Origin of the sequence: Nocardioides sp. TRM66260-LWL (genome assembly GCF_020075545.1) — a bacterium.
GTDB lineage: Bacteria > Actinomycetota > Actinomycetes > Propionibacteriales > Nocardioidaceae > Nocardioides.
Window position 1 is genome coordinate 1,062,444 of the sequence record NZ_JAIQZK010000001.1, and the last position, 20,495, is coordinate 1,082,938.

Annotated in this window: 27 protein-coding genes and 1 riboswitch; of the genes, 22 read left to right on the forward strand and 5 right to left on the reverse strand. The window is 75.0% G+C overall.

Features of this window, described 5'->3' with window-relative positions; genetic code table 11:
• Positions 1 to 46: 46 nt before the first annotated feature.
• The 4 genes from def to K8Z61_RS05075 are packed head-to-tail and all read left to right on the forward strand — an operon-like array spanning position 47 to position 3,366.
• On the forward strand, positions 47 to 604 hold the full coding sequence (def, locus tag K8Z61_RS05060; RefSeq protein ID WP_224127111.1) for a peptide deformylase: 558 nt from the start codon (positions 47 to 49) through the stop codon (positions 602 to 604).
• Positions 604 to 1,545 carry a methionyl-tRNA formyltransferase gene (gene fmt / locus K8Z61_RS05065; RefSeq protein WP_224127112.1) on the forward strand — a complete coding sequence of 314 codons (942 nt, stop codon included), beginning with the start codon at positions 604 to 606 and terminating at the stop codon, positions 1,543 to 1,545. Before def ends, fmt begins: the two co-directional genes overlap by 1 nt.
• A gap of 2 nt (positions 1,546 to 1,547) precedes the next feature.
• Positions 1,548 to 1,976 carry an MmcQ/YjbR family DNA-binding protein gene (locus K8Z61_RS05070; RefSeq protein ID WP_224127616.1) on the forward strand — a complete coding sequence of 143 codons (429 nt, stop codon included), beginning with the start codon at positions 1,548 to 1,550 and terminating at the stop codon, positions 1,974 to 1,976.
• Positions 1,969 to 3,366 carry an RsmB/NOP family class I SAM-dependent RNA methyltransferase gene (locus K8Z61_RS05075; protein WP_224127113.1) on the forward strand — a complete coding sequence of 466 codons (1,398 nt, stop codon included), beginning with the start codon at positions 1,969 to 1,971 and terminating at the stop codon, positions 3,364 to 3,366. Before K8Z61_RS05070 ends, K8Z61_RS05075 begins: the two co-directional genes overlap by 8 nt.
• 63 nt (positions 3,367 to 3,429) lie before the next feature.
• Here the strand turns inward: K8Z61_RS05075 and K8Z61_RS05080 are convergent, their stop codons facing one another.
• Together K8Z61_RS05080 and K8Z61_RS05085 are read right to left on the reverse strand one after the other, a co-directional pair.
• On the reverse strand, positions 3,430 to 4,275 hold the full coding sequence (locus K8Z61_RS05080; protein WP_224127115.1) for a hypothetical protein: 846 nt from the start codon (positions 4,273 to 4,275) through the stop codon (positions 3,430 to 3,432).
• Positions 4,272 to 4,835 carry a SigE family RNA polymerase sigma factor gene (locus tag K8Z61_RS05085; RefSeq protein ID WP_224127117.1) on the reverse strand — a complete coding sequence of 188 codons (564 nt, stop codon included), beginning with the start codon at positions 4,833 to 4,835 and terminating at the stop codon, positions 4,272 to 4,274. The genes K8Z61_RS05080 and K8Z61_RS05085 overlap by 4 nt, the downstream gene beginning before the upstream one ends.
• A gap of 164 nt (positions 4,836 to 4,999) precedes the next feature.
• Here K8Z61_RS05085 and ligD point away from each other — a divergent pair, with 164 nt between their 5' ends.
• From ligD to ribH, 9 genes are all read left to right on the forward strand, one after another.
• On the forward strand, positions 5,000 to 6,010 hold the full coding sequence (gene ligD / locus K8Z61_RS05090) for a non-homologous end-joining DNA ligase (RefSeq protein WP_224127119.1): 1,011 nt from the start codon (positions 5,000 to 5,002) through the stop codon (positions 6,008 to 6,010).
• A complete protein-coding gene (locus K8Z61_RS05095; RefSeq protein ID WP_224127121.1) occupies positions 6,007 to 6,462 on the forward strand; it encodes a TY-Chap domain-containing protein in 456 nt (151 codons plus the stop codon). The genes ligD and K8Z61_RS05095 overlap by 4 nt, the downstream gene beginning before the upstream one ends.
• Positions 6,463 to 6,539: 77 nt before the next feature.
• The gene (locus K8Z61_RS05100; protein WP_224127123.1) at positions 6,540 to 7,208 is read left to right on the forward strand and encodes a hypothetical protein; all 669 of its coding nucleotides are present in this window, start codon (positions 6,540 to 6,542) and stop codon (positions 7,206 to 7,208) included.
• Between the two features lie 26 nt (positions 7,209 to 7,234).
• Entirely contained in the window at positions 7,235 to 7,855 is a 621-nt protein-coding gene (locus K8Z61_RS05105) for a hypothetical protein (RefSeq protein ID WP_224127125.1), read from the forward strand.
• A 49-nt stretch (positions 7,856 to 7,904) separates the two neighbouring features.
• Positions 7,905 to 8,567 carry a ribulose-phosphate 3-epimerase gene (rpe, locus tag K8Z61_RS05110; RefSeq protein WP_224127127.1) on the forward strand — a complete coding sequence of 221 codons (663 nt, stop codon included), beginning with the start codon at positions 7,905 to 7,907 and terminating at the stop codon, positions 8,565 to 8,567.
• 32 nt (positions 8,568 to 8,599) lie between these two features.
• A riboswitch (FMN riboswitch) is annotated at positions 8,600 to 8,729 on the forward strand.
• Positions 8,730 to 8,806: 77 nt separating this feature from the next.
• Entirely contained in the window at positions 8,807 to 9,883 is a 1,077-nt protein-coding gene (ribD, locus tag K8Z61_RS05115) for a bifunctional diaminohydroxyphosphoribosylaminopyrimidine deaminase/5-amino-6-(5-phosphoribosylamino)uracil reductase RibD (RefSeq protein WP_224127129.1), read from the forward strand.
• Positions 9,883 to 10,473, forward strand: a complete 591-nt coding sequence (locus K8Z61_RS05120; RefSeq protein WP_224127132.1) for a riboflavin synthase — start codon at positions 9,883 to 9,885, stop codon at positions 10,471 to 10,473. Before ribD ends, K8Z61_RS05120 begins: the two co-directional genes overlap by 1 nt.
• 88 nt (positions 10,474 to 10,561) lie before the next feature.
• On the forward strand, positions 10,562 to 11,869 hold the full coding sequence (locus K8Z61_RS05125; protein WP_224127134.1) for a bifunctional 3,4-dihydroxy-2-butanone-4-phosphate synthase/GTP cyclohydrolase II: 1,308 nt from the start codon (positions 10,562 to 10,564) through the stop codon (positions 11,867 to 11,869).
• Complete coding sequence (gene ribH, locus K8Z61_RS05130) at positions 11,866 to 12,354, forward strand: 6,7-dimethyl-8-ribityllumazine synthase (RefSeq protein WP_224127136.1); 489 nt, start codon at positions 11,866 to 11,868, stop codon at positions 12,352 to 12,354. Before K8Z61_RS05125 ends, ribH begins: the two co-directional genes overlap by 4 nt.
• Here the strand turns inward: ribH and K8Z61_RS05135 are convergent.
• Positions 12,332 to 12,952 (reverse strand): GNAT family N-acetyltransferase, encoded by a 621-nt coding sequence (locus K8Z61_RS05135; protein ID WP_224127138.1) that lies wholly within the window; start codon positions 12,950 to 12,952, stop codon positions 12,332 to 12,334. The genes ribH and K8Z61_RS05135 overlap by 23 nt on opposite strands.
• 69 nt (positions 12,953 to 13,021) lie before the next feature.
• On the opposite strand from K8Z61_RS05135, the gene K8Z61_RS05140 reads away from it, so the two are divergent.
• The 3 genes from K8Z61_RS05140 (at position 13,022) to K8Z61_RS05150 (ending at position 14,605) form a co-directional block, all read left to right on the forward strand.
• Entirely contained in the window at positions 13,022 to 13,285 is a 264-nt protein-coding gene (locus K8Z61_RS05140; protein ID WP_224127140.1) for a phosphoribosyl-ATP diphosphatase, read from the forward strand.
• 14 nt (positions 13,286 to 13,299) lie between these two features.
• Complete coding sequence (gene hisG, locus K8Z61_RS05145) at positions 13,300 to 14,148, forward strand: ATP phosphoribosyltransferase (RefSeq protein WP_224127141.1); 849 nt, start codon at positions 13,300 to 13,302, stop codon at positions 14,146 to 14,148.
• 64 nt (positions 14,149 to 14,212) lie between these two features.
• Positions 14,213 to 14,605: a PH domain-containing protein gene (locus K8Z61_RS05150; protein WP_224127142.1), complete on the forward strand. Its 393-nt coding sequence runs from the start codon at positions 14,213 to 14,215 to the stop codon at positions 14,603 to 14,605.
• Between the two features lie 18 nt (positions 14,606 to 14,623).
• Here K8Z61_RS05150 and K8Z61_RS05155 read toward each other — a convergent pair whose 3' ends face one another.
• Both K8Z61_RS05155 and K8Z61_RS05160 read right to left on the reverse strand, forming a co-directional pair.
• Positions 14,624 to 15,538, reverse strand: a complete 915-nt coding sequence (locus K8Z61_RS05155) for an aldose 1-epimerase family protein (RefSeq protein WP_224127143.1) — start codon at positions 15,536 to 15,538, stop codon at positions 14,624 to 14,626.
• Between the two features lie 29 nt (positions 15,539 to 15,567).
• The gene (locus K8Z61_RS05160) at positions 15,568 to 16,158 is read right to left on the reverse strand and encodes a 4-amino-4-deoxy-L-arabinose transferase (RefSeq protein ID WP_224127145.1); all 591 of its coding nucleotides are present in this window, start codon (positions 16,156 to 16,158) and stop codon (positions 15,568 to 15,570) included.
• Between the two features lie 23 nt (positions 16,159 to 16,181).
• On the opposite strand from K8Z61_RS05160, the gene K8Z61_RS05165 reads away from it, so the two are divergent.
• The 6 genes from K8Z61_RS05165 to K8Z61_RS05190 all read left to right on the forward strand — a co-directional run bounded on the left by K8Z61_RS05165 (position 16,182) and on the right by K8Z61_RS05190 (position 20,400).
• Positions 16,182 to 16,712 carry an SseB family protein gene (locus tag K8Z61_RS05165; protein WP_224127146.1) on the forward strand — a complete coding sequence of 177 codons (531 nt, stop codon included), beginning with the start codon at positions 16,182 to 16,184 and terminating at the stop codon, positions 16,710 to 16,712.
• A gap of 311 nt (positions 16,713 to 17,023) precedes the next feature.
• The gene (gene infC, locus K8Z61_RS05170; protein ID WP_224127148.1) at positions 17,024 to 17,770 is read left to right on the forward strand and encodes a translation initiation factor IF-3; all 747 of its coding nucleotides are present in this window, start codon (positions 17,024 to 17,026) and stop codon (positions 17,768 to 17,770) included.
• Positions 17,771 to 17,876: 106 nt separating this feature from the next.
• On the forward strand, positions 17,877 to 18,071 hold the full coding sequence (rpmI, locus tag K8Z61_RS05175) for a 50S ribosomal protein L35 (protein ID WP_224127150.1): 195 nt from the start codon (positions 17,877 to 17,879) through the stop codon (positions 18,069 to 18,071).
• 71 nt (positions 18,072 to 18,142) lie between these two features.
• Positions 18,143 to 18,529 (forward strand): 50S ribosomal protein L20, encoded by a 387-nt coding sequence (gene rplT, locus K8Z61_RS05180; protein WP_224127152.1) that lies wholly within the window; start codon positions 18,143 to 18,145, stop codon positions 18,527 to 18,529.
• An 11-nt stretch (positions 18,530 to 18,540) separates the two neighbouring features.
• Positions 18,541 to 19,314, forward strand: coding sequence for a TrmH family RNA methyltransferase (locus tag K8Z61_RS05185; protein ID WP_374227910.1), 774 nt, complete (start codon positions 18,541 to 18,543; stop codon positions 19,312 to 19,314).
• Between the two features lie 42 nt (positions 19,315 to 19,356).
• The gene (locus K8Z61_RS05190; RefSeq protein ID WP_224127154.1) at positions 19,357 to 20,400 is read left to right on the forward strand and encodes an ATP-binding protein; all 1,044 of its coding nucleotides are present in this window, start codon (positions 19,357 to 19,359) and stop codon (positions 20,398 to 20,400) included.
• The last annotated feature ends 95 nt before the right edge of the window (positions 20,401 to 20,495 follow it).

The following is a 20,495-nucleotide window of genomic DNA, read 5'->3' on the forward strand; positions in this document are numbered from 1 at the left end:
GTCGCGCGCCCCGCACCACCGTCGTCCAGCGTTCAGGAGTCCCGCCGTGGCCGTCCAGCCCATCCGCCTCTTCGGTGACCCGGTGCTGCGCCGGCCCGCCGTCGAGGTCGTCGACTTCGACAAGGAGCTGCGCCGCCTGGTCGAGGACCTCACCGACACCATGCTCGAGGCGCCCGGCGCCGGGCTCGCGGCCCCGCAGATCGGCGTCGGGCTGCGGGTCTTCACCTACCACGTCGACGGCGTCCTCGGGCACCTCGTCAACCCGCGCCTGACCCTCGGCGAGGAGATCCAGGACGGCCCCGAGGGCTGCCTGTCGATCCCCGGCCTCACGATCGACTGCCGCCGCGCGCTGCAGGTCGTCGCCACCGGCTTCGACATGCACGGCGAGCCGGTGGTCATCGACGGCACCGACATGCTCGCCCGGGCGATCCAGCACGAGACCGACCACCTCGACGGCGTGCTGTTCGTCGACCGGCTCGACGCCGAGGCCCGCAAGGTCGCCATGAAGGCCATCCGCGAGGCGGAGTGGTTCGGCCTCGACGGCGCGCCCGCCACCCCCGTCGTCAAGCTCAGCCCGCACGCCACGGGCGGGAGGGCCTACTGATGCGCGTCGTCTTCGCCGGCACCCCCGAGGTCGCCCTGCCGCCGCTGGACGCGATCGCCGCGTCCGGACACGAGCTGGTCGGCGTCGTCACCCGGCCCGACGCCCCGGCCGGCCGCGGTCGCCGCCTGGTGGCGAGCCCGGTCGCCCAGCGTGCCGAGGAGCTCGGCGTGCCCGTGCTCAAGCCCGAGCACCCGCGCGACCCCGAGTTCCAGGCCGCGCTGCGCGCGCTCGAGCCCGACTGCTGCCCGGTGGTCGCCTACGGCGCGCTGCTGCCGCAGTCGGCGCTCGACATCCCGCCCCACGGCTGGGTCAACCTGCACTTCTCCTGCCTGCCCGCCTGGCGGGGCGCCGCCCCCGTGCAGCACTCGATCTGGGCCGGCGACGAGGTCACGGGCGCGACCACGTTCCGCATCGTCAAGGAGATGGACGCCGGGCCGGTCTTCGGCGTCATGACCGAGCGGATCCGTCCCACCGACACCGCCGGCGACCTGCTCGCGCGGCTCGCCGAGGGCGGGGCCGGGCTCCTGGTGGCCACCCTCGACGGCATCGCCGACGGCTCCCTCGAGGCCCGTCCGCAGCAGGAGGAGGGCGTCAGCATGGCGCCCAAGATCCTCGTCGAGGACGCTCGCGTCGACTGGACCGAGCCGGCCGTCGCGATCGACCGGCGGGTGCGGGCCTGCACCCCCGGCCCAGGGGCCTGGACGCTGCTCGACGGAGAGCGGTTCAAGGTCGGTCCCGTCGCGCTGCCCGGGCCGGACGCCGAGGTCCCGACGCTCGCCCCCGGAGAGCTCGCGGTCACCAAGAGCGCGCTGCTCGTCGGCACCGGCACCGTCCCGGTGCGGCTGGGCGAGGTCAAGCCGTTCGGCAAGAAGCAGATGGCCGCCGCCGACTGGGCACGCGGAGCCCGGGTCGAGTCCGGCACCCGCTTCGACGCCGAGTGACGATGGTCCGCGGCGCCGCCCGTCCGGAGCGTCCGGCGCGCCCGGCGGACGTCGAGGAGATCTGCCTGGGTCTCCCCGAGGTCGTGCTGGGCCGCTCGTGGGGCGACGTGCCGACCTTCCTGGTGCGGGGCAAGGGGTTCGTCCGGTACCGGCCGCCGCGGAGCGACGCGCTGGATCCCGTCACCGGCGAGCCGTACGACGACCTGCTCGTCGTGGAGACCAGCGGACCGGCCGCGCATGCCGAGCTGGTCGACGATCCCGCGTCGCCGTTCTTCACGATCGAGCACTTCACGCGCAGCCGGAGCCACGCGGTGCTCGTGCGGCTGAGCCGGCTCGGGGAGATCAGCCGTGCCGAGCTGGCCGAGATCCTCACCGAGGCCTGGGCCGCCCGGGCGCCGAAGACCCTCGTCCGGGGGCTGCTCGGTGGCTGACCGACGCGCGGCGCGGCGTCCGGCGTCCCGACCCCGCGTCGACCCCGCCCGGCAGGCGGCGCTCGAGGTGCTCACGGCCGTCCGGGTCGAGGACGCCTACGCCAACCTCGTCCTGCCGGCCGTGCTGCGCAGCCGCGGGCTGGTCGGCCGCGACGCGGGCCTGGTCACCGAGCTGGTGGCCGGCACCCTGCGCGGTCGCGGCACCTACGACGCCGTGCTCGCGGCCTGCATCGACCGCCCGCTGCGCAAGGTGCAGGTGAAGGTCCTCGACGTGCTGCGCCTCGGCGCGCACCAGCTGCTCGCGATGCGCGTGCCGACGCACGCCGCGATCTCCACCTCGGTCGACCTCGCCAAGGCGGCCGCCGGCCAGGGCGCCGGCGGGTTCGTCAACGCCGTGCTGCGCAAGGTCGCCGCCGACGACCTCGCGGGCTGGACCGGACGCCTGGCCGCCGCGGCGCCGGACGACGACGCCCGGCTGGCGCTCGCGCACAGCCACCCGGCGTGGGTCGTCGCCGAGCTGCGGCGGGCGGTCGGCGACGACGAGCTGCCCGCGCTGCTGGCCGCCGACAACGCGCCGCCGCGGGTCACGCTGGTCGCGCGCCCCGGCCGCGCGACGCCCGACGAGCTGCCGGGCACGCCGACCCGCTGGTCGCCGCACGGCGTCACGCTCGACGGTGGCGACCCCACGTCGGTCCCGGCCGTCGCCGAGGGGCGCGCCGGCGTCCAGGACGAGGGCTCGCAGCTGGTCGCCCTGCTGGCCGCCGCCGTGCCGGTGGTCGGCGACGACGCCGTCTGGGTCGACCTCTGCGCCGGCCCCGGCGGCAAGAGCGCCCTGCTCGCCGCCCTCGCGGCCGGGCGGGACGCCCGGCTGCTGGCCGTCGAGCGACAGCCGCACCGCGCCCGGCTGGTCGCGCGCAATCTCGGTCTGCGCCCGGGCGCGCCGCTGCCGGACGGAGTCGCGGGCGTCGTCACGGCCGACGGCACGCGCCCGCCGCTGCGACCCGGGAGCGTCGACCGGGTGCTCGTCGACGCGCCGTGCACCGGCCTCGGCGCGCTGCGGCGGCGTCCGGAGGCGCGGTGGCGCCGCCGCCCGGAGGACGTCACGGAGCTCGTGCCGCTCCAGCGCGCCCTGCTCGCCTCGGCCCTCGACCTGGCCCGTCCGGGCGGCGTCGTGCTCTACGCGACCTGCTCGCCGGTGCTGGCCGAGACGGCCGAGGTGGTCTCCGCCGTGCTCGACGCCCGCCCGGATGCCGCGCTCGTCGACCTGCGCCCGACCGCCGCGGCGTTCGGGCTCGACGACGCCGTCGGCGCGCTGCCGGGCAGCGTCCAGCTGTGGCCGCACCGGCACGGCACCGACGCGATGTTCGTGGCGGCGCTGCACCGCAGCTGATCAGCGGTCGATCAGCGGTCGGTCAGCGGTCGATCACCGGCCGAGAGACGGCTCGGCCGTGCCTCACGCGTCCCAGACCAGGCTGCGCCCGATGAGATCGGCGCTCGCGGGATCCCCGCGGATGGTCGAGACGGTCGCGAACCAGCGTCCGTGCACCGCGCTGACGTAGCTGCCGGATCCCTTGTCGGTGCCCGCGTACTCGTCGTGCTCGGCGGCCGGACGCCAGGTGACGACGACGCCGTCGGCGCCGTCGCCGCAGATGAACTTCTCGTCCGCCGCGGGATCGCACGTCCAGCCCGCGCGCCGCACGGACACCGGGGAGGCCTCTCCGGCAGGGGTGGTCGACGACGGGGTGACGCTCGGACTCGGGCGGGTCGGCGGCGGCGTCCCGGCCGGGAGGCCGGAGGCCGTCGAGCTCGGGGGCGCGGTCGCGGAGGCGGACGCCGAGGAGGGGATCGCCGGCGGCGGGACCTGCGAAGCCCGGTCGACCAGGGGCGTCGCCGAGGCGGTCGCGGTGACCGGGCCCCGACGCGGCGCGTCGACCGTGGTGGTGGCGGTCGGCGAGCGGTCCGGCGCCGGCGCCAGCGTGAGGCCCGGCTCGACCGGCTCGACCGCCGGCGCGGTGTCGACGGCGCGACTGACCGCGTCGGGCAGGGAGAGCAGCGCCGCGGTGACGGCGGCGGCCCCCAGCAGCGCGCCACCGGCGGCGACGACGCGACGACCGCGCCGGACGCGCAGCCCGTCCCGGCGCGCGCCGGCGAGCAGGCGGTCGAGGTCGAGGGCGGAGGAGGCCGGGTCGCGGTGGTCCAGGGCCACGGCCAGGCGGGCGCCGAGGTCGGCCTCCTCCGTGGGCGACAGGGGAGCGGAGCGCTCGGTCGGCGGGACGGCTCGCAGGTGCGGGCGGCTCATCGGGTGATCCTCTCGGGCTGGCCGACGGGCACGGTCGCCGCACTCCCCGCGGAGCCGGGAGCGACGTCGGACTCGGCGAGCAGCGGTCGCAGCCGCTTCAGCGCCCGGTGGGCGCGGGTGCGCACCGCGACGGCGCTCATCGAGAGCTCGCTCGCGGTCTCCTCGACGCTGCGGTCGTCCCAGTAGCGCAGGACGACGATCGCGCGGTCCAGCGGCGGCAGCGTGGCCAGCGCCCGTTCGAGGTCCACCCGCACCCCCGCGTCCGGCGTGCCCGGGGCGGGGCGCAGCCGATGCGCGTCGGTGTGGAAGTCCGTCGGCCGCTCGCCCGAGCGACGCAGCCGGCGGTGGGACAGGAAGGAGTTGAGCAGCACGGTGCGCGCGTACGCGACGGGATCGTCGGCCCGCCGCACCCGCGGCCACGACGCGTACACCTTGGCGTACGCGATCTGGGTGAGGTCCTCGGCCAGCTGGTGCTCGCCGGCGAGCAGGACGGCCGCCCGATGCAGTCGTGGGGCGGTCGCCCGCACGAACTCCTCGAACTCCTCCTCGTGCATGGTCATGCCCCCTTGGACGCGCCGAGCGCGCAGGTCGTGACAGCCGGATCCGGGCGGGATCCGACGGGTCGCGCCGCCCGAGCCGGCGCACGCGTCCGAGGAGGGCCTACCCCGGTCGATCCCGGGTCATGCCGGGGCGGCTCTCCGTGGCGGTTGGCTAGGTTGCCCCCATGCCCTCCAGCGCCCCCGCCGTCGAGATCGAGGTGGAGGGTCGCGTCGTGCGGGTCAGCAACCCCGACCGCGTGTACTTCCCGGAGTCCGGCCTCACCAAGCTCGACCTGGTCGAGTACTACCGCAGCGTCGGGCCGGGCATCGTCACCGCGCTGTGGGAGCGGCCGTGCATGCTGCACCGCTTCCCGAAGGGCCTGGGCGGGCCGAAGGTGCACCAGAAGCGGCTGCCCGCGGGCGCGCCGCCGTGGGTCGAGACCGTCCAGCTGCACTTCCCGCGGTGGAACCGCACCGCCGACGAGCTGTGCGTCACCGAGCTGGCCTCGGTGCTGTGGGCGGTGCAGATGTCGACCGTCGAGTTCCACCCGTGGAACAGCCGGCGCGGTCACACCGAGCAGCCCGACGAGTGGCGCATCGACCTCGACCCCGGCCCGGAGTGCGACTACGCGCGGGTCCGCCGGGTCGCCCACGTGGTGCACGAGGTGCTCGACGAGCTCGGCGCCGTGGGCTTCCCGAAGACCAGCGGCAGCCGCGGCCTGCACGTCTACGTGCGCATCCCGCCCGAGCACGGCTTCGCGGACGTCCGGCGCGCGGCGCTGGCCTTCGCCCGCGAGGTCGAGCGCCGCGCTCCGTCGGAGGTCACCACGACCTGGTGGACCAAGGACCGCGACCCGGCCGCGCTCTTCGTCGACTACAACCAGAACGCCCGCGACCACACGATCGCCGCCGCCTACTCGGTGCGCGGCCTGCCCGACGCCCGCGTCTCGACGCCGCTGCGCTGGGACGAGCTCGACGACGCCGACCCGCGCGACCTCACCGTCCACACGGTGCCCGCCCGGTTCGCCGAGCTCGGCGACCTGCATGCCGACCTCGACGCCCACCCCTTCCCGATCGCCCCGCTGCTCGCGTGGGCCGAGCGCGACGAGCGGGACGGCGCCGCGTCCCCGCCGGAGCCGGACGCCGTGACGGACGCCGAGCCGGACGCCGGGGTCAGCCCGGGGGAGGCGCCGTGAGCGGCGACGCGACCCCACGTCAGCAGGCCTGGGACGCGCTGAACCGGCGCCTCGTCGGCGCGCTGCTCGCCCTCGACCTCGACGACGTCCTCACCCTGCGCGAGCCCGCCGGTCCCGACGAGCGGCCGCGCGGGCTGCTCGGCCGCCGCAAGGGCCCGCTGCCGCCGCGCCGCTTCGTGAGCGCCACCGCAGGCCAGTCGGTGCTCGTGCTGGAGACCATCGGCTCGACGTCGTTCGGCGGCGCCTGGCCGATGACGGCCGAGCAGGAGCAGCGCCTCGAGCGGCTCGGGTGGGAGCGGCCGTGGAACGACGAGCTCACCACCTGGCTGCGCGACGTCCCCGTGCTCGACGCCCCCCGCGCCGCGCTGGCGCTCGTCCGGGCGCTGCAGGTGCTCGACGTCGACCCGACCTCGCTGGAGCAGAGCCTCGACCACGTGCCGCACGGCGGATGAGGCGGACCGCCCCAGGGGTCTGTCGACGCGCCGTCGAGGCCGCTACGGTGGGCCGACCCGCTCGGAGGAGGACCCCCATGCCCCGTCCCGCCCGCATCGCCGTCGCCGTCGCCGCGGCAGCCGCTCTGCCGACCTCGGTGCTCGCGACGCCGTCCGACGCCGCCGGCCCCTCGGCCCGCGTCGTGCTCCGTCAGGTCGACGCGACGCACGACTCCGCGGTGACGATCCTCCGCGGTCCCGACGCCGAGCGCCGCACCGACGGGGTCCTGAACGACATCCGCCGCGTCACCGTGTCGGTCGTCGGCGATCGGCTCCGGGTCGCCCTCAGCACCCGGTTCGACTACGGCGAGGACTACCGCGCCGACCTGCGCATCACCACCGCAGCGGGCCGCGTCTTCCATGCCGGTCGCTACTCGAACGTCAACGCCCTGCCGGTCACCGGGAACTTCTTCTCGCGCCGCGGCACGAGGAAGGTCGCCTGCCACGTCCGCTCGGTGCGCAACGACGGCGGCCTGGTGGTCGAGGTGCCGCTGTCGTGCCTCGGCGACCCGTCGCGCATACGGCTCGGCGTCGAGACCTGGGGGATCGTGCCGTATCCGGAGGTGAACCCGACCGGCGAGGCCATCTCCTACGACGACGCGTTCCGCACCGGACCGTCCTCGGCCGCCCGGGCCGCGCAGCGCCGTGATCGGCTCTACGTCGGCCGCGGCTACGGCACCATGTCGGCCGCGTTCGACCTGCGCTGATGGGTGATCTGTGGCACCGTGCCGACATGACGTCTCGGATCCGCCATGCCCGCCCCGCCCTCGCCGCGGCGCTCCTCGGGCCCGCCCTCCTGGTCGGCGCCGCAGCCGCGTCCAGCGCCGACACGCTCGTCCACCGCGATCCCGCGCACGACGTCGTCGTCACCAGCTACGACCGGGCATCGGGATTCCAGCGGCGCATCGACGCCGGCCAGCGCGATCCCGACCTCACGCTGGTGCGCGTCGAGAAGTCGGCCCGTCAGCTCGCGATCACGACCAACCTGCTGGAGCTCACCGGGGTCGACAGCCGGTGGTCGGCGGTCGTCGTCACCTCGAAGGGCGACCGGTTCGACTTCCAGCGCAGCGTCAGCACCGGCGCCGAGACCCCCGGTCCGGCGATCGTCGTGCTGCGCAACGGGCACCGCTTCTCCTGTGACGGCCTCCTCGTCACCCGCACCCGCGCGGGCATGATCGTCCGCGCTCCGTCGGCCTGTCTGGGCGACGCCTGGCGCGTCCGCGTGGGCGTGAAGGTGAGCGCGACCTACCGCGAGGACGGGGTGGGCGACCAGTACGGCGACGACGACGCGTTCCGCGTGGGCGGCGGGGACGACCGGCGACCGGTCACGCTGAGCAGCTGGGTCGCCCGCTGATCCGACCGCCGTCCGGGGCTGCTCGGCCGATCTGGGAGACTCCGCGCTCGTGGGCCTCCAGATCACGCCGAGCATCCTCAACGCCGACTTCTCCCGCCTCGGGGAGGAGGTGGCGCGCATCCCGAGCGCCGACATGATCCACGTCGACGTCATGGACAACCACTTCGTGCCGAACCTGACGTTCGGCCCGACGATGGTCGAGGCGCTGGCCCGCAGCACCGACACTCCGCTCGACGCGCACCTGATGATCGAGGACCCCGACCGGCACGCGCCCGGCTACGTCGAGGCCGGCTGCGCGTCGGTCACCTTCCACGTCGAGGCGGCCAAGGCGCCGGTGCGGCTGGCCCGCGAGATCCGCGCGCAGGGCGGCCGGGCGAGCATGGCGCTCAAGCCGGCCACGCCGATCGAGCCCTACGAGGACCTCCTGCCCGAGCTCGACATGCTGCTGGTCATGACCGTCGAGCCCGGCTTCGGCGGCCAGCGGTTCCTCGACCTGTGCCTGCCGAAGATCCGCCGGGCTCGCGCGCTGCTCCAGCGGCACGGCATCGAGACCTGGCTCCAGGTCGACGGCGGCGTCTCGCTGGAGACGATCGAGCGGTGCGCCGAGGCCGGCGCGGACGTCTTCGTGGCCGGCTCGGCCGTCTACTCCGCGGAGGACCCCGACGCCATGGTGAACGCCCTGCGCGAGACCGCCGCCCGCGCCCTGGGCTGACCTGGCTATCCTGAGCGCCACGAGCGACGAGCTCGCGTGCTCTGGGGTCGGTGAAATTCCGAGCCGGCGGTGAAAGTCCGCGACCCGCACACAGCCAGTGGGCGGTTGACCAGGTGGAACTCCTGGACCGACGGTCAAAGTCCGGATGGGAAGAACACGCGCTGGTCGTCCGCCGCGTCCTGACGCGTGCGGAGGCAGGCGGTGACCCCGGAGTCCACGAGCGGACCCGAGGAGACCCGATGACCGGCCCCGAGGCCAGCACGGCCGCACCCGACGACGAGCACCTGCTCGCCGCGATGCGCCGCGCCCTCGTCCTGGCCGCGACTCCGGGCGTTCCGCTCGGCCCGAACCCGCGCGTGGGCTGCGTGCTGCTCGACGACGCCGGCGTGACGATCGCCGAGGGCCACCACCGCGGGGCCGGGACGCCGCACGCCGAGGTCGACGCGCTGCGCGCCGCGGGGGAGCGGGCCCGGGGAGCGACCGCCGTCGTCACCCTCGAGCCCTGCGACCACACCGGACGCACCGGCCCGTGCTCGCGGGCCCTGGTCGAGGCAGGGGTGCGCAGCGTGGTCTTCGCCCAGCCCGACCCGAACCCCCAGGCCACCGGCGGGGCCGACACGCTCCGTGCGGCCGGCGTCGAGGTGCGTGGCGGACTCCTCGCCGAGGAGTCCGAGCAGGTCAACCGGGTGTGGAGCGCCGCCATGCGGCTCCAGCGGCCGTTCGTCACCTGGAAGGCCGCCGCGACGCTGGACGCCCGCACCGCCGCCGCCGACGGCTCGAGCCGGTGGATCTCCAACGCCGCCTCCCGGCGCGAGGTGCACCGGCTGCGTGCGGAGGTCGACGCCGTGCTCGTGGGCGCCGGCACCCTGCTGGCCGACGACCCCGCGCTGACCGTCCGCGACCACGCCGGGCGTCCGGTCGGACGCCAGCCCCTGCGCGCTGTGATGGGGGAGCGGCCGATCCCGGCCGGCGCCCGCCTGCTCGCGCCGGTCGACGGCGCCGAGCCGGCGCTCCACCTCGCCACCCGCGACCCCCACGAGGCGCTCGCGGCGCTGTGGGGGCGCGAGCGCCGCCACGTCCTGCTGGAGGGCGGCGCGACGCTGGCCGCCGCGTTCCTCGCCGCCGGCCTGGTCGACGAGATCGTCCTCTACCTCGCCCCGCTGCTGCTCGGCGCCGGACCGTCCCTCGTGGGCGATCTGGGAATCACCGGGCTCGCCGCGGCGCTGCCCCTGCGGATCCGCGACCTCGCCCTCGTCGGCGACGACGCGGAGCCCCCGAACGTGCGGCTCGTCCTCGAGCCGCGGAAGGAGTCCTGATGTTCACCGGTCTGGTCGAGGAGCTCGGCACCGTCGCCGCCATCGAGCCGCAGGGCGACGCGCTGCGGCTGACCATCCGCGCCACCACCGTGCTGGAGGACGCCGGGCTCGGCGACTCCATCGCCGTCAACGGCTGCTGCCTCACCGTCGCGGAGCGCACCGACGACACCTGGACCGCCGACGTCATGCAGGAGACGCTCGACAAGACCAGCCTGGCCGGCATCGCGCCCGGCGACCGGGTCAACCTCGAGCGGGCCGTCACCGCCGGCACCCGCCTCGGCGGCCACATCGTCCAGGGCCACGTCGACGGCGTGGGCGAGATCGTCCGGCGCAGCCCGTCGGAGCACTGGGAGGTCGTCGAGATCACCTTGCCGCCGCACCTGGCCCGCTACCTGGTCGACAAGGGCTCGGTGACGGTCGACGGCACCAGCCTGACGGTCGTCGAGGCCGGGGCCGAGTCCTTCACCATCAGCCTGATCCCCGAGACCCTCGCCCGCACCACGCTCGGCCTCAAGCAGCCCGGCGAGCGGGTGAACCTCGAGGTCGACGTGATCGCGAAGTACGTCGAGAAGCTGCTCGGCGACCGATGATCACCCGCGCCACCCGCGCCACCCGCGCCATCCCCCACCGCACCGCCACCCGCCACCGCACCACCGGCCGAACCCGAGAGGTCACCGCATGAGCACGTCCATCCGCCTCGACACCGTCGAGCGGGCGATCGCCGACATCGCCGCCGGCAAGGCGGTCGTCGTCGTCGACGACGAGGACCGCGAGAACGAGGGCGACATCATCTTCGCCGCCGCGAAGGCGACGACCGAGCTGATGGCCTTCACGATCCGCCACTCCAGCGGCGTCATCTGCGTGCCGATGCCGGGCGAGATGCTCGACCGGCTCGAGATCCCGCTCATGACGCCGCACAACAAGGACCGTCTGCGCACCGCGTACACGATCACCGTCGACGCGCGCGACGGCGTCAGCACCGGCATCAGCGCCGCTGACCGCGCCCACACCGCCCGTGTGCTCGCCGACTCCGCCACCGAGCCGTGGGAGCTCACGCGCCCCGGCCACGTGCTGCCGCTGCGCTACCGCGAGGGCGGCGTCCTCGTGCGCCGCGGCCACACCGAGGCCGCCGTCGATCTCGCCCGCCTGGCCGGTCTCACCCCGGCCGGCGTGCTGGTGGAGGTCGTGAACGACGACGGCACGATGAAGCGCGGCCCCGAGCTGCGGGCGTTCGCCGACGAGCACGGCCTGGCGATGATCTCGATCGAGGACCTCGTCCGCTACCGGCGGCGGCACGAGCGGCACGTCGAGCGGGCCGCCGTCACCGAGCTGCCGACGCGGGCGGGCGACTTCACCGCCGTCGGCTACCGCATCACCGTCGACGGCTCCGAGCACGTCGCGCTGGTGTACGGCGGCCTCGACGCGCTGCGCAGCGGCGAGCCCGTGCTCACCCGCGTGCACTCCGAGTGCCTCACCGGCGACGTCTTCGGCTCGGCGCGGTGCGACTGCGGCCCGCAGCTCGACGAGGCGATGGAGCGCGTGGTGGCGGAGGGTCGCGGCGTGATCGTCTACCTGCGCGGCCACGAGGGCCGCGGCATCGGCCTGCTCGCCAAGCTGCAGGCCTACCAGCTGCAGGACGGCGGCCGCGACACCGTCGACGCCAACCTCGACCTCGGCCTGCCCGCCGATGCGCGTCACTACGGCACCGCCACCCAGATCCTCAAGGACCTCGGCGTCGCCTCGGTGCGGCTGCTGACGAACAACCTAGAGAAGGTGCACGACCTCCAGGAGTACGGCATCGACGTGGCCGAGCGCGTCCCGCTGGCCACCCGGCCGAACGACCACAACCTCGCCTACCTGCTCACCAAGCGCGACCGCATGGGCCACGTGCTCCCGGACCTGCCGGCGGCGCCCGAGGTGCCGGTGCCCACGCCCACCACCCCCGCGCGCGACGCCGCGGACGTCATCGAAGGAGCCGACGCATGAGCGGTCACGGAGCCCCCGACCTCGGACCCGAGCACGCCACCGACTGCAGCGACCTGAGGGTCGCCGTCGTCGCCGCCAGCTGGCACACCCAGGTGATGGACGGCCTGCTCGACGGAACCCGCCGCGCGCTCGCCGACCACCGGGTCGAGAGCGCGCTCGAGGTGCGCGTGCCCGGCACCTTCGAGCTGCCCGTCGTCGCCGCGACCCTGGCCACCCAGGGCTACGACGCCGTCGTCGCGCTCGGCGTGGTCATCCGGGGCGGCACCCCGCACTTCGAGTACGTCTGCTCGGCCGCCACCGACGGCCTGACCCGGGTGGCGCTCGACCACCACGTCGCGGTCGGGTTCGGCGTGTTGACCTGCGACACCGAGGCCCAGGCGCTCGACCGTGCCGGGCTCGAGGGCTCGGCGGAGGACAAGGGCTACGAGGCGGCCGCCGCGGCGCTGGCCACCGCCCGGGTGGTCAAGCAGATCCGCTCGGCCTGACGAACCGGGCCAGGGCGGTCAGCGGCGTCGTCCACTCCTCGGCCGTCACGCCGTAGGCGAGCGAGTCGCACCACCCCAGGTCGCGGTGCAGCGCGTCGCGCACCAGGTGCGCCTCGCGCCGCATCCCGACCCGCTCGAGGAGTCGCGCGGACGCCCGGTTGTCGGCGAACAGGTCGGCGCTGACCCGGTGCAGCCCGAGCCCGGCGACGCGGTCGAAGGCGACGGCGAGGAGCGCTCGGACGGCCTCGGTCGCCAGCCCTCGTCCGCCGGCGGTCGGGTGCATGACGTAGCCGAGGGTCGCGTGCCGGTCGCGCGCGCCCTCGGCGACCTCGGCCTGCGCCCACGCGTCGTCGACCCGCAGCATCACCTCGCCCACGACGACGCCGTCGGCCTCGACGACGAGCGTGCGCGGGGTGCGCTCGGGATCCAGGATCCGCGTCCGGTGCGCCTCGAGGTCGGCGGGCGCGGCCGGCAGCCACCGGGTCACCTCGGGGAGGCGCCAGTAGTCCCAGGTCGGCTCCAGGTCGTCCTCGCGGACCGGACGCAGCAGCGTCCGTCCCGTGCGCAGGGGCCAGGGCAGGTCCAGCAGGCGGGTCACGGGGCCATGCTGCCGCGGCCCCGAGACCGACGCGGGGTCGCCGCGCCCGACCCCGTAGGCTGACGCCCTGTGAAGACGTTCGAGGAGCTGTGGTCCGAGCTCAGCGAGAAGGCGCGCACGCGCCCCGAGGGCTCCGGCACCGTCAAGCATCTCGACGCCGGCGTGCACGCGATCGGCAAGAAGCTCGTCGAGGAGGCCGCCGAGTCCTGGATGGCCGCCGAGCACGAGGGTCGCGAGCGCACCGCCGAGGAGATCAGCCAGCTGCTCTACCACGCCCAGTGCCTGATGCTCGCCAGCGGCCTGCGGCTCGACGACGTCTACGCCCACCTCTGATCCCCGGAGCCCCCATGTCCCTGCTGCGCATCGCCGTCCCGAACAAGGGCGCGCTCTCGGTGGCCGCCTCGGAGATCCTCCGCGAGTCCGGCTACCGCCAGCGCGACGACGCCAAGGTCCTCTCGCTGGTCGACGCCGAGAACGGCGTCGAGTTCTTCTACCTGCGCCCGCGCGACATCGCGCTGTACGTGGGGGAGGGCACCCTCGACCTCGGCATCACCGGTCGCGACCTGCTCCAGGACTCCGGCGCCAAGGCCGAGGAGATCCTCACCCTCGGCTTCGGCCGCAGCCGCTTCCGGTTCGCCGGGCCGGCGGGCCGGTTCGCCAGCCTCGACGAGCTCGCCGGGCAGCGGATCGCCACGTCGTACGTCGGCGTCGTCACCGCCTTCCTGCAGCAGCGCGGCATCGACGCGTCGGTCGTCCGGCTCGACGGCGCCGTCGAGACCTCGATTGCGCTCGGCGTGGCCGACGTGATCGCCGACGTCGTCGAGACCGGCAGCACGCTGCGGCGGGCGGGCCTGGAGGTCTTCGGCGAGACCATCCTCGACTCCGAGGCGGTGCTGATCAGCCGCACCGGCGCCGTGCCGTCGGGCTTCGAGCACTTCCAACGGCGGATCGAGGGCGTCCTCGTGGCCCGCACCTACGTGATGATGGACTACGACATCCCCACCGACCGGCTGCCCGACGCGGTCCAGCACACCCCCGGCATCGAGGGCCCGACCGTGGCCCCGCTGCACAAGGAGGGCTGGTCGGCCGTGCGCGCGATGGTGCCCCGCGAGGGCGCCCAGCGGCTCATGGACGACCTCTACGACCTCGGCGCCCGCGCGATCCTGCTGACGGACATCCATGCCTGCCGCCTCTGAATCCGGGAGCCCGTCGGGCGCCCTGCCGGCGCTGCCGCGCACGTGGCGCCCCTTCGGAGCGCGGATGGTCGGCAGCATCCTCTTCGTCGGACTCGTCTCGATCTTCGCGGTCACCTGGGTCACCTTCCCGCCCGAGACCCGCGCGAAGTTCACGGCCTTCCAGATCGGCACGGTGTTCTTCATCGTCGGGCTGGCCGGCTCGGTGATCCTCGCGATCGTCCGGTCGAAGGCAGTGGCCAGCGCGTCGGGCCTCGTCGTGGTCAACGGCTACCGACGCCGCGAGCTGGCGTGGGCCCAGATCCTCCACGTCCGCATGCCCCAGGGCGCTCCGTGGGTCAGCCTCGACCTCTCCGACGGCTCCACGCTGTCGGTGTTCGCGATCCAGGCCTCCGACGGCCAGATCGCCCGACGCGCCGTTCGCGAGCTGCGCGCCTGCGTGCACGACCTCGCCGGCTGACGCTGGCCGGCCGCGGGCTCAGCCCAGCGCCCGGATGCCCCACGTGACGTGGTGCTCCGCGCCCGGCTCGAGCATGACGAGGTGCTCGCCGGAGTTGAACGCGTCGGCCGGCGCGGTCATCGGCTCGACGGCGAGCGAGCGGCGCAGGCCCGCGCCCGGCCCCGGCGCGGTGTAGAGCTGCAGCACGGGGTGCGCGTCGTCGGCCCACAGCGCGACGCCGCGACCGTCCTCGGGCGCGCGGAGCTCGACGACGACGCGGCCCTCGGCGTCGCGGTCGAGGTCGGTGACCGCGACGTCGACGGTGAGGTCGCGGATCGGGCGCGGCACGCGGAAGTCCAGCGGCCCGCCGTCCAGCGCCTCGCGTCCGATCGGCAGCAGGCGCTCGTCCAGCACGTAGCGGGTCGACGCGGGCACGAGCAGCTCCAGCTCGTCGACGAGGCGGTGGTCGACGGTCAGGTAGGGGTGGGCGCCGCTCGCGTAGGGCGCGGGCGAGTCGGCGAGGTTGGTGGCCGACTGCGTGACGGTCAGCCCGTCGGCCGAGAGGTCGTAGACCACGACGAGGTCGAGCGCCCACGGGTAGCCGGTCTGCGCCATGCAGCGGTAGCGCAGGCTGACGGTGCGCGCGGTGTGCTCCTCCAGCGTCCAGGCGACCCACCGAGCCAGGCCGTGGGAGGCATTGCTCCGCGAGGGCTCGGTCAGCGGCAGCTGCAGCTCCACGCCGTCGACCGCGTAGCGGCCGTCACGGATCCGGTTCGGCCACGGCATGAGCACCTGGCCGCGCCCGGAGTCGGCGATGGCGTCCTCGGCGAAGCCCGCGATCAGGGGCCGGCCGTCGTGCTCGAGCACGCGCAGCGCGGCGCCGCTCTCGGTGATCACGGCGCGGTAGCCGGCTGCGCTGATCTCGTACTGCTCTCCGCTGGGGGCGACGCTCACGGGGAGACCCTAGGGGCAGGGGGGCGTCGTCAGGTCGAGACGACCAGATCGGCGCGTCCGCGGGTGCCCTCGGCCGCGTGGTGGCGGTCCTCGGCGTCCCACCAGCGCTCCAGGAGCGGACGCGTCGCCTCCCCGTCGCGGGCCAGGGCGCGGGCCCGGCGCACCGACCGCTCGGCCTCGCACCACACCAGCAGCGTGGCGTGCGCGACGAGCGCGCGGTCGCCGGCGCCGACCCCCTCCAGGACGACCAGCTCCCCGGGCGAAGGAGGACGCAGCTCGGCCGGGACCTCCGCCCAGTCGCCGGCGTGCCAGTCCCAGGTGGGGACCCGGGCCGTCCCGCCCGCGGCGAGCCGGTCCAGTGCGGCCGCCAGGCGCGCGCCGACGCCGGGCAGGCCGTCCCACCCCTCGTAGTGGGCCTCGAGGTGCACCACCCGGGCGTCGAGCCCCCGGCGCCGGGCCGTGGCGACGACGGCGTCCGCGAGGGTCGTCTTGCCCGATCCCGAGGGGCCGTCGAGGAGCACCAGACGGCCGGGCCCGAGTCGTGCCGGCCGGTCGAGGGCGGCCTCGACGACCCGCTCCGCGTGGGGGACGCCGCGCTCCGGGTCGGGGGAGGGGCTCACGTCGCGCAGCCTAGGCTGGGGGCATGGTCGAGGGACGAGGACGACGCCTGGCCGCTCCGGCGGTCCCCGACGACGACGGGCGGGCCGACCCCGTCCTCACGACGGCGCTCGCCGCCTACGACGCGGCGCCCGAGGCGCTCGACCGCTGGTGCGAGGTGCTCTCGGTGCTCACCGACCCGAGCCACGACCGTCTGCTCGTCCCGGTGGTGGCGGTGCTCGGCGAGGCCGAGACCGACGCGGCCGGGCTGGTGCACGACAAGTCCAGCGACATGGCCGCCGTGCTGCTCACGGGCGCCGACGGACGGCGGGCGCTGCTCGCGTTCACCAGCCTGGAGACCCTCGCCCGGTGGGACCCCGCCGCGCGCCCCGTGCCGGTGCGCGCCGCGCTCGCCGCTGTCTCCGCGGTCCAGGAGGACGCCGCGGCGCTGGTCGTCGACGTCGCCGGACCGGTGCGGTTCGTCGTCCAGGGCGACGACCTCACCGCGCTCGGCGCCGGCTACCGCATGGTGCGGCTCGACGACGGCCGCCACGGCTGGGCGCGCGTCGGCGGCTGAGCCTCCGAGCACGGCCGCGGCCGCGCTGGCCCTGCGCTGCCTCGGCCGCCGCGATTCGGTGGCCGGGAACACCTCGGGTAGGGTGCGGTGTTGACCGATCAGTCCATCGCCGTCGGGTCCGCCCGGCAGCACGGATCGATCCTCAAGCGGAGACCGGCACGATCGTCTCCCACCCGCACGACCGCCACAGGTCGTCGGGTCCGGTCCGGGAGGGTGCCGCGGCTCGCCGCACGCATCCGCTCGTGGTGGGCTCCCCGTGGGGGGAGACCGTCGGACTGGCCTCCGCTTGCGTCAGCGCGGGGGCCTTCGTCATGTCCGGGCCGCTCAGCGGCCCGTCCGGCCGGCCTCCGCTCCCATTCCCCACAGGAGGACCCATCAGCACCGAGCTCCGCATCAACGACCGGATCCGCGTCAGCGAGGTCCGGCTCGTCGGCCCCAACGGCGAGACCGTCGGCATCGTCCCCACCGCCGACGCGCTCCGCCTCGCCCAGGAGGCCGACCTCGACCTCGTCGAGATCGCGCCCCAGGGCAAGCCGCCCGTGTGCAAGCTCATGGACTACGGGAAGTTCAAGTACGAGAACGCCCAGAAGGCCCGTGAGGCGCGCCGCAACCAGACCAACGTCGTCATCAAGGAGATGAAGCTCCGGCCGAAGATCGACGCGCACGACTACGAGACCAAGAAGGGTCACGTGGTGCGCTTCCTCAAGGCGGGCGACAAGGTCAAGATCACGATCATGTTCCGCGGACGCGAGCAGCACCGCCCCGAGCTGGGCTTCCGGCTGCTGCAGCGGCTGGCCGACGACGTCGCCGAGCTCGGCTTCGTGGAGTCCTCGCCCAAGCAGGACGGCCGCAACATGATCATGGTCCTCGGCCCCCACAAGAAGAAGGCCGACGCCAAGGTCGACGCCGAGGCCGCCAAGCAGGCCAAGGCCGACGAGCGGGCCGCCGACCAGGCCGCCGAGCGGGCCGAGCGCGAGGCCGCGCACGCCGCCGGGCCGGTCGCGGCGAAGAAGGAGCGCGGTCGCTCCGAGAACCTCGATCCCGAGATCGAGGCCTGACGCACCCGCCGTCGTCGCCGTCCCCGTGCGGGGTCGGCGACGACGGCCGCCCGAGCCGGCCGCGGATCACCGCGGGCCGGCCGACACCCGAGAGAAGAGAGACGAGATGCCGAAGAACAAGAGCCACTCCGGAGCCGGCAAGCGCTTCCGTGTGACCGGCAGCGGCAAGATCCTGCGCGAGAAGGCGGGCAAGCGCCACAACCTCGAGAAGAAGGCCTCGAAGGTCACCCGGCGCATGACCGGCACCACCGAGGTCGCCGCCAACGACGTCCCGCGCGCGAAGCGCCTGCTGGGCCGCTGACCCCTGCGGTCAGCCCCCGCCGTTCCACCGCCGACGGCATCTCGCCCGGCAGACACCCCTAGGAGTACAAGATGGCTCGCGTCAAGCGCGCAGTGAACGCCCACAAGAAGCGTCGGACCACCCTCGAGCGCGCCAGCGGCTACCGCGGCCAGCGCTCGCGGCTCTACCGCAAGGCCAAGGAGCAGGTCACCCACTCCCTGGTCTACAGCTACAACGACCGCCGCAAGAACAAGGGCAACTTCCGTCGCCTCTGGATCCAGCGCATCAACGCCGCCGCGCGTGCGCAGGGCATGACCTACAACCGCTTCATCCAGGGCCTGAACCTGGCCGGCGTCGAGGTCGACCGCAAGATCCTCGCCGACCTGGCCGTCAACGACGTCGCCGCGTTCAACGCGCTCGTCGCCACGGCGAAGGCCGCCCTGCCGGCCGACGTGAACGCGCCCAAGGTCTCGGCCTGAGCCACGTCGTCCTGACGGCGGGCAACGCCCGCGTCAAGCAGCTGCGACGCCTGAGCCGCCGCTCCGAACGCTCGGAGCGGCGGCTCTTCCTCGCCGAGGGCCGCAACGCCGTCGAGGCCGCGCTGGCCTCCGGTGTCGTGCGCGAGGTGTTCGCCCGACCCGACCTGGCCTGGGCGCCGCTCGGGGCGCTGCCGCACGGCGTCCCGCTCACCTACGTCGACGAGCGGGCGCTGGGCGCGCTCACCGACGCCGTGACCCCGGACGGCGTGGTCGCCCTCTGCGGGCTCCTCGACGTGCCGCTGGCCGACGCCCTGGTCGGCGGGGTCGTCGCGCTCTGCGCCGGCGTCGCGGACCCGGGGAACGCCGGCACGGTCATCCGTTGCGCCGACGCGGCGGGCGCGGGGGGCGTCGTCCTGGCGGGCGACTCCGTCGACGTGCACAACGCCAAGACGATCCGCGCGAGCGCGGGCAGCGTCTTCCACCTCCCCGTCGCGACCGGCGTCGCCGTGCGGGAGGCGATCGGCGCGGCTCGCGACGCCGGCTACCAGGTGCTCGCCACCGTCGCGTCGGGCGACGTGGGCCTCTTCGAGCCCGCCGCCGCCGCGGTGCTCGCCCGGCCCACGGTCTGGCTCTTCGGCAACGAGGCCCACGGGCTGTCCGATGACCTGCTCGGGCTCGCCGACCACCGGGTCGCGATCCCGATCCACGGCCGTGCCGAGAGCCTCAACCTCTCCACCGCCGCGGCCCTGTGCCTCTACGCCTCGGCCACCGCGCAGCGCCGCTGAGCGCTCCGGGGCGCCCCCGTCGGCGCACGTAGGGTGGGCGGCATGGCCCACCCGCTGCTGGACGTCCTGCCCGACGGCGTCGTCGTCGCCGACGCCGACCAGCGGGTCGAGGCGATCTCGGCGGTCGCGGCCTCGATGCTCGGCGTCGACGCCGACGCCGCGATCGGCGCGCCGCTGGCCGACGTCCTGCGCCTGCAGGACCAGGACGGCCAGGACTGGCTGACCCACAACTGCCCCTACGGCGGGCTCACCACCCGCAGCGGCCTCACCGAGCAGGCCTGGCTGCTGCCGAACGGCACCGAGGTGCTCGTCACCGCGCGCATGCACCGGTCGCGACGCGGAGGGCCGGTGGAGCGGGTCGCCCTGGTCATCCGCTCGGGTCGGGGCCGCGCCCGGCTCGACCGCGAGCGCTCCGACCTCGTCGCCACCGTCGCCCACGAGCTGCGCTCGCCGCTGACGGGCGTCAAGGGGTTCGTCCAGGTGATGCTGAACCGCTGGGACCGGCTCAGCGACGAGCAGAAGAAGCTGATGCTCACGACCGTGTCCGTCGACTCCGACCGGCTCTCGCGGCTGATCGCCGAGCTGCTCGACGTCGCCCGCATCGACACCGGACGCCTCCAGCTGCACCGGCGCCCCACCGACGCGGGCGCGCTCGCGACGCGGGTCGTGGAGTCGGTGCGCGCCGGGACGCCCCGGACGATCGAGCTCGACGTCGCCGAGTCGCTGCCGGCCGTCGGCGCCGACCCCGACAAGCTCGTGCAGGTCGTGACGAACCTCGTCGAGAACGCCGTGCGGCACGGCGAGGGCGTCGTGCGCGTGACGCTGGCGCCGCTCGAGGCCGACGCCGCGCTCGAGCGGGGCGGGGTGCGCCTCGTGGTCGAGGACGACGGCGAGGGCATCGCCCCGGCCCTGCGTCGCACGGTGTTCACGAAGTTCTGGAAGACCGGCGAGCGCGGCGGCTCCGGGCTCGGCCTCTACGTCGTCAACGGGCTGGTGCGCGCCCACGGCGGGCGGGTGCGGATCGAGGACGCCGCCTCGGGCGGAGCGCGGATGGTCGTCGACTGGCCCGCCGCCGAGCCGCTCTGAGCCGCGACCGGAACCGGTTCGCCAGTCGTCGCGGCGGCTTCCTAGACTGACCCGTCGGCGCAGGTCCGGATCGCGCCGTCCTCCCTCCGCGAAAG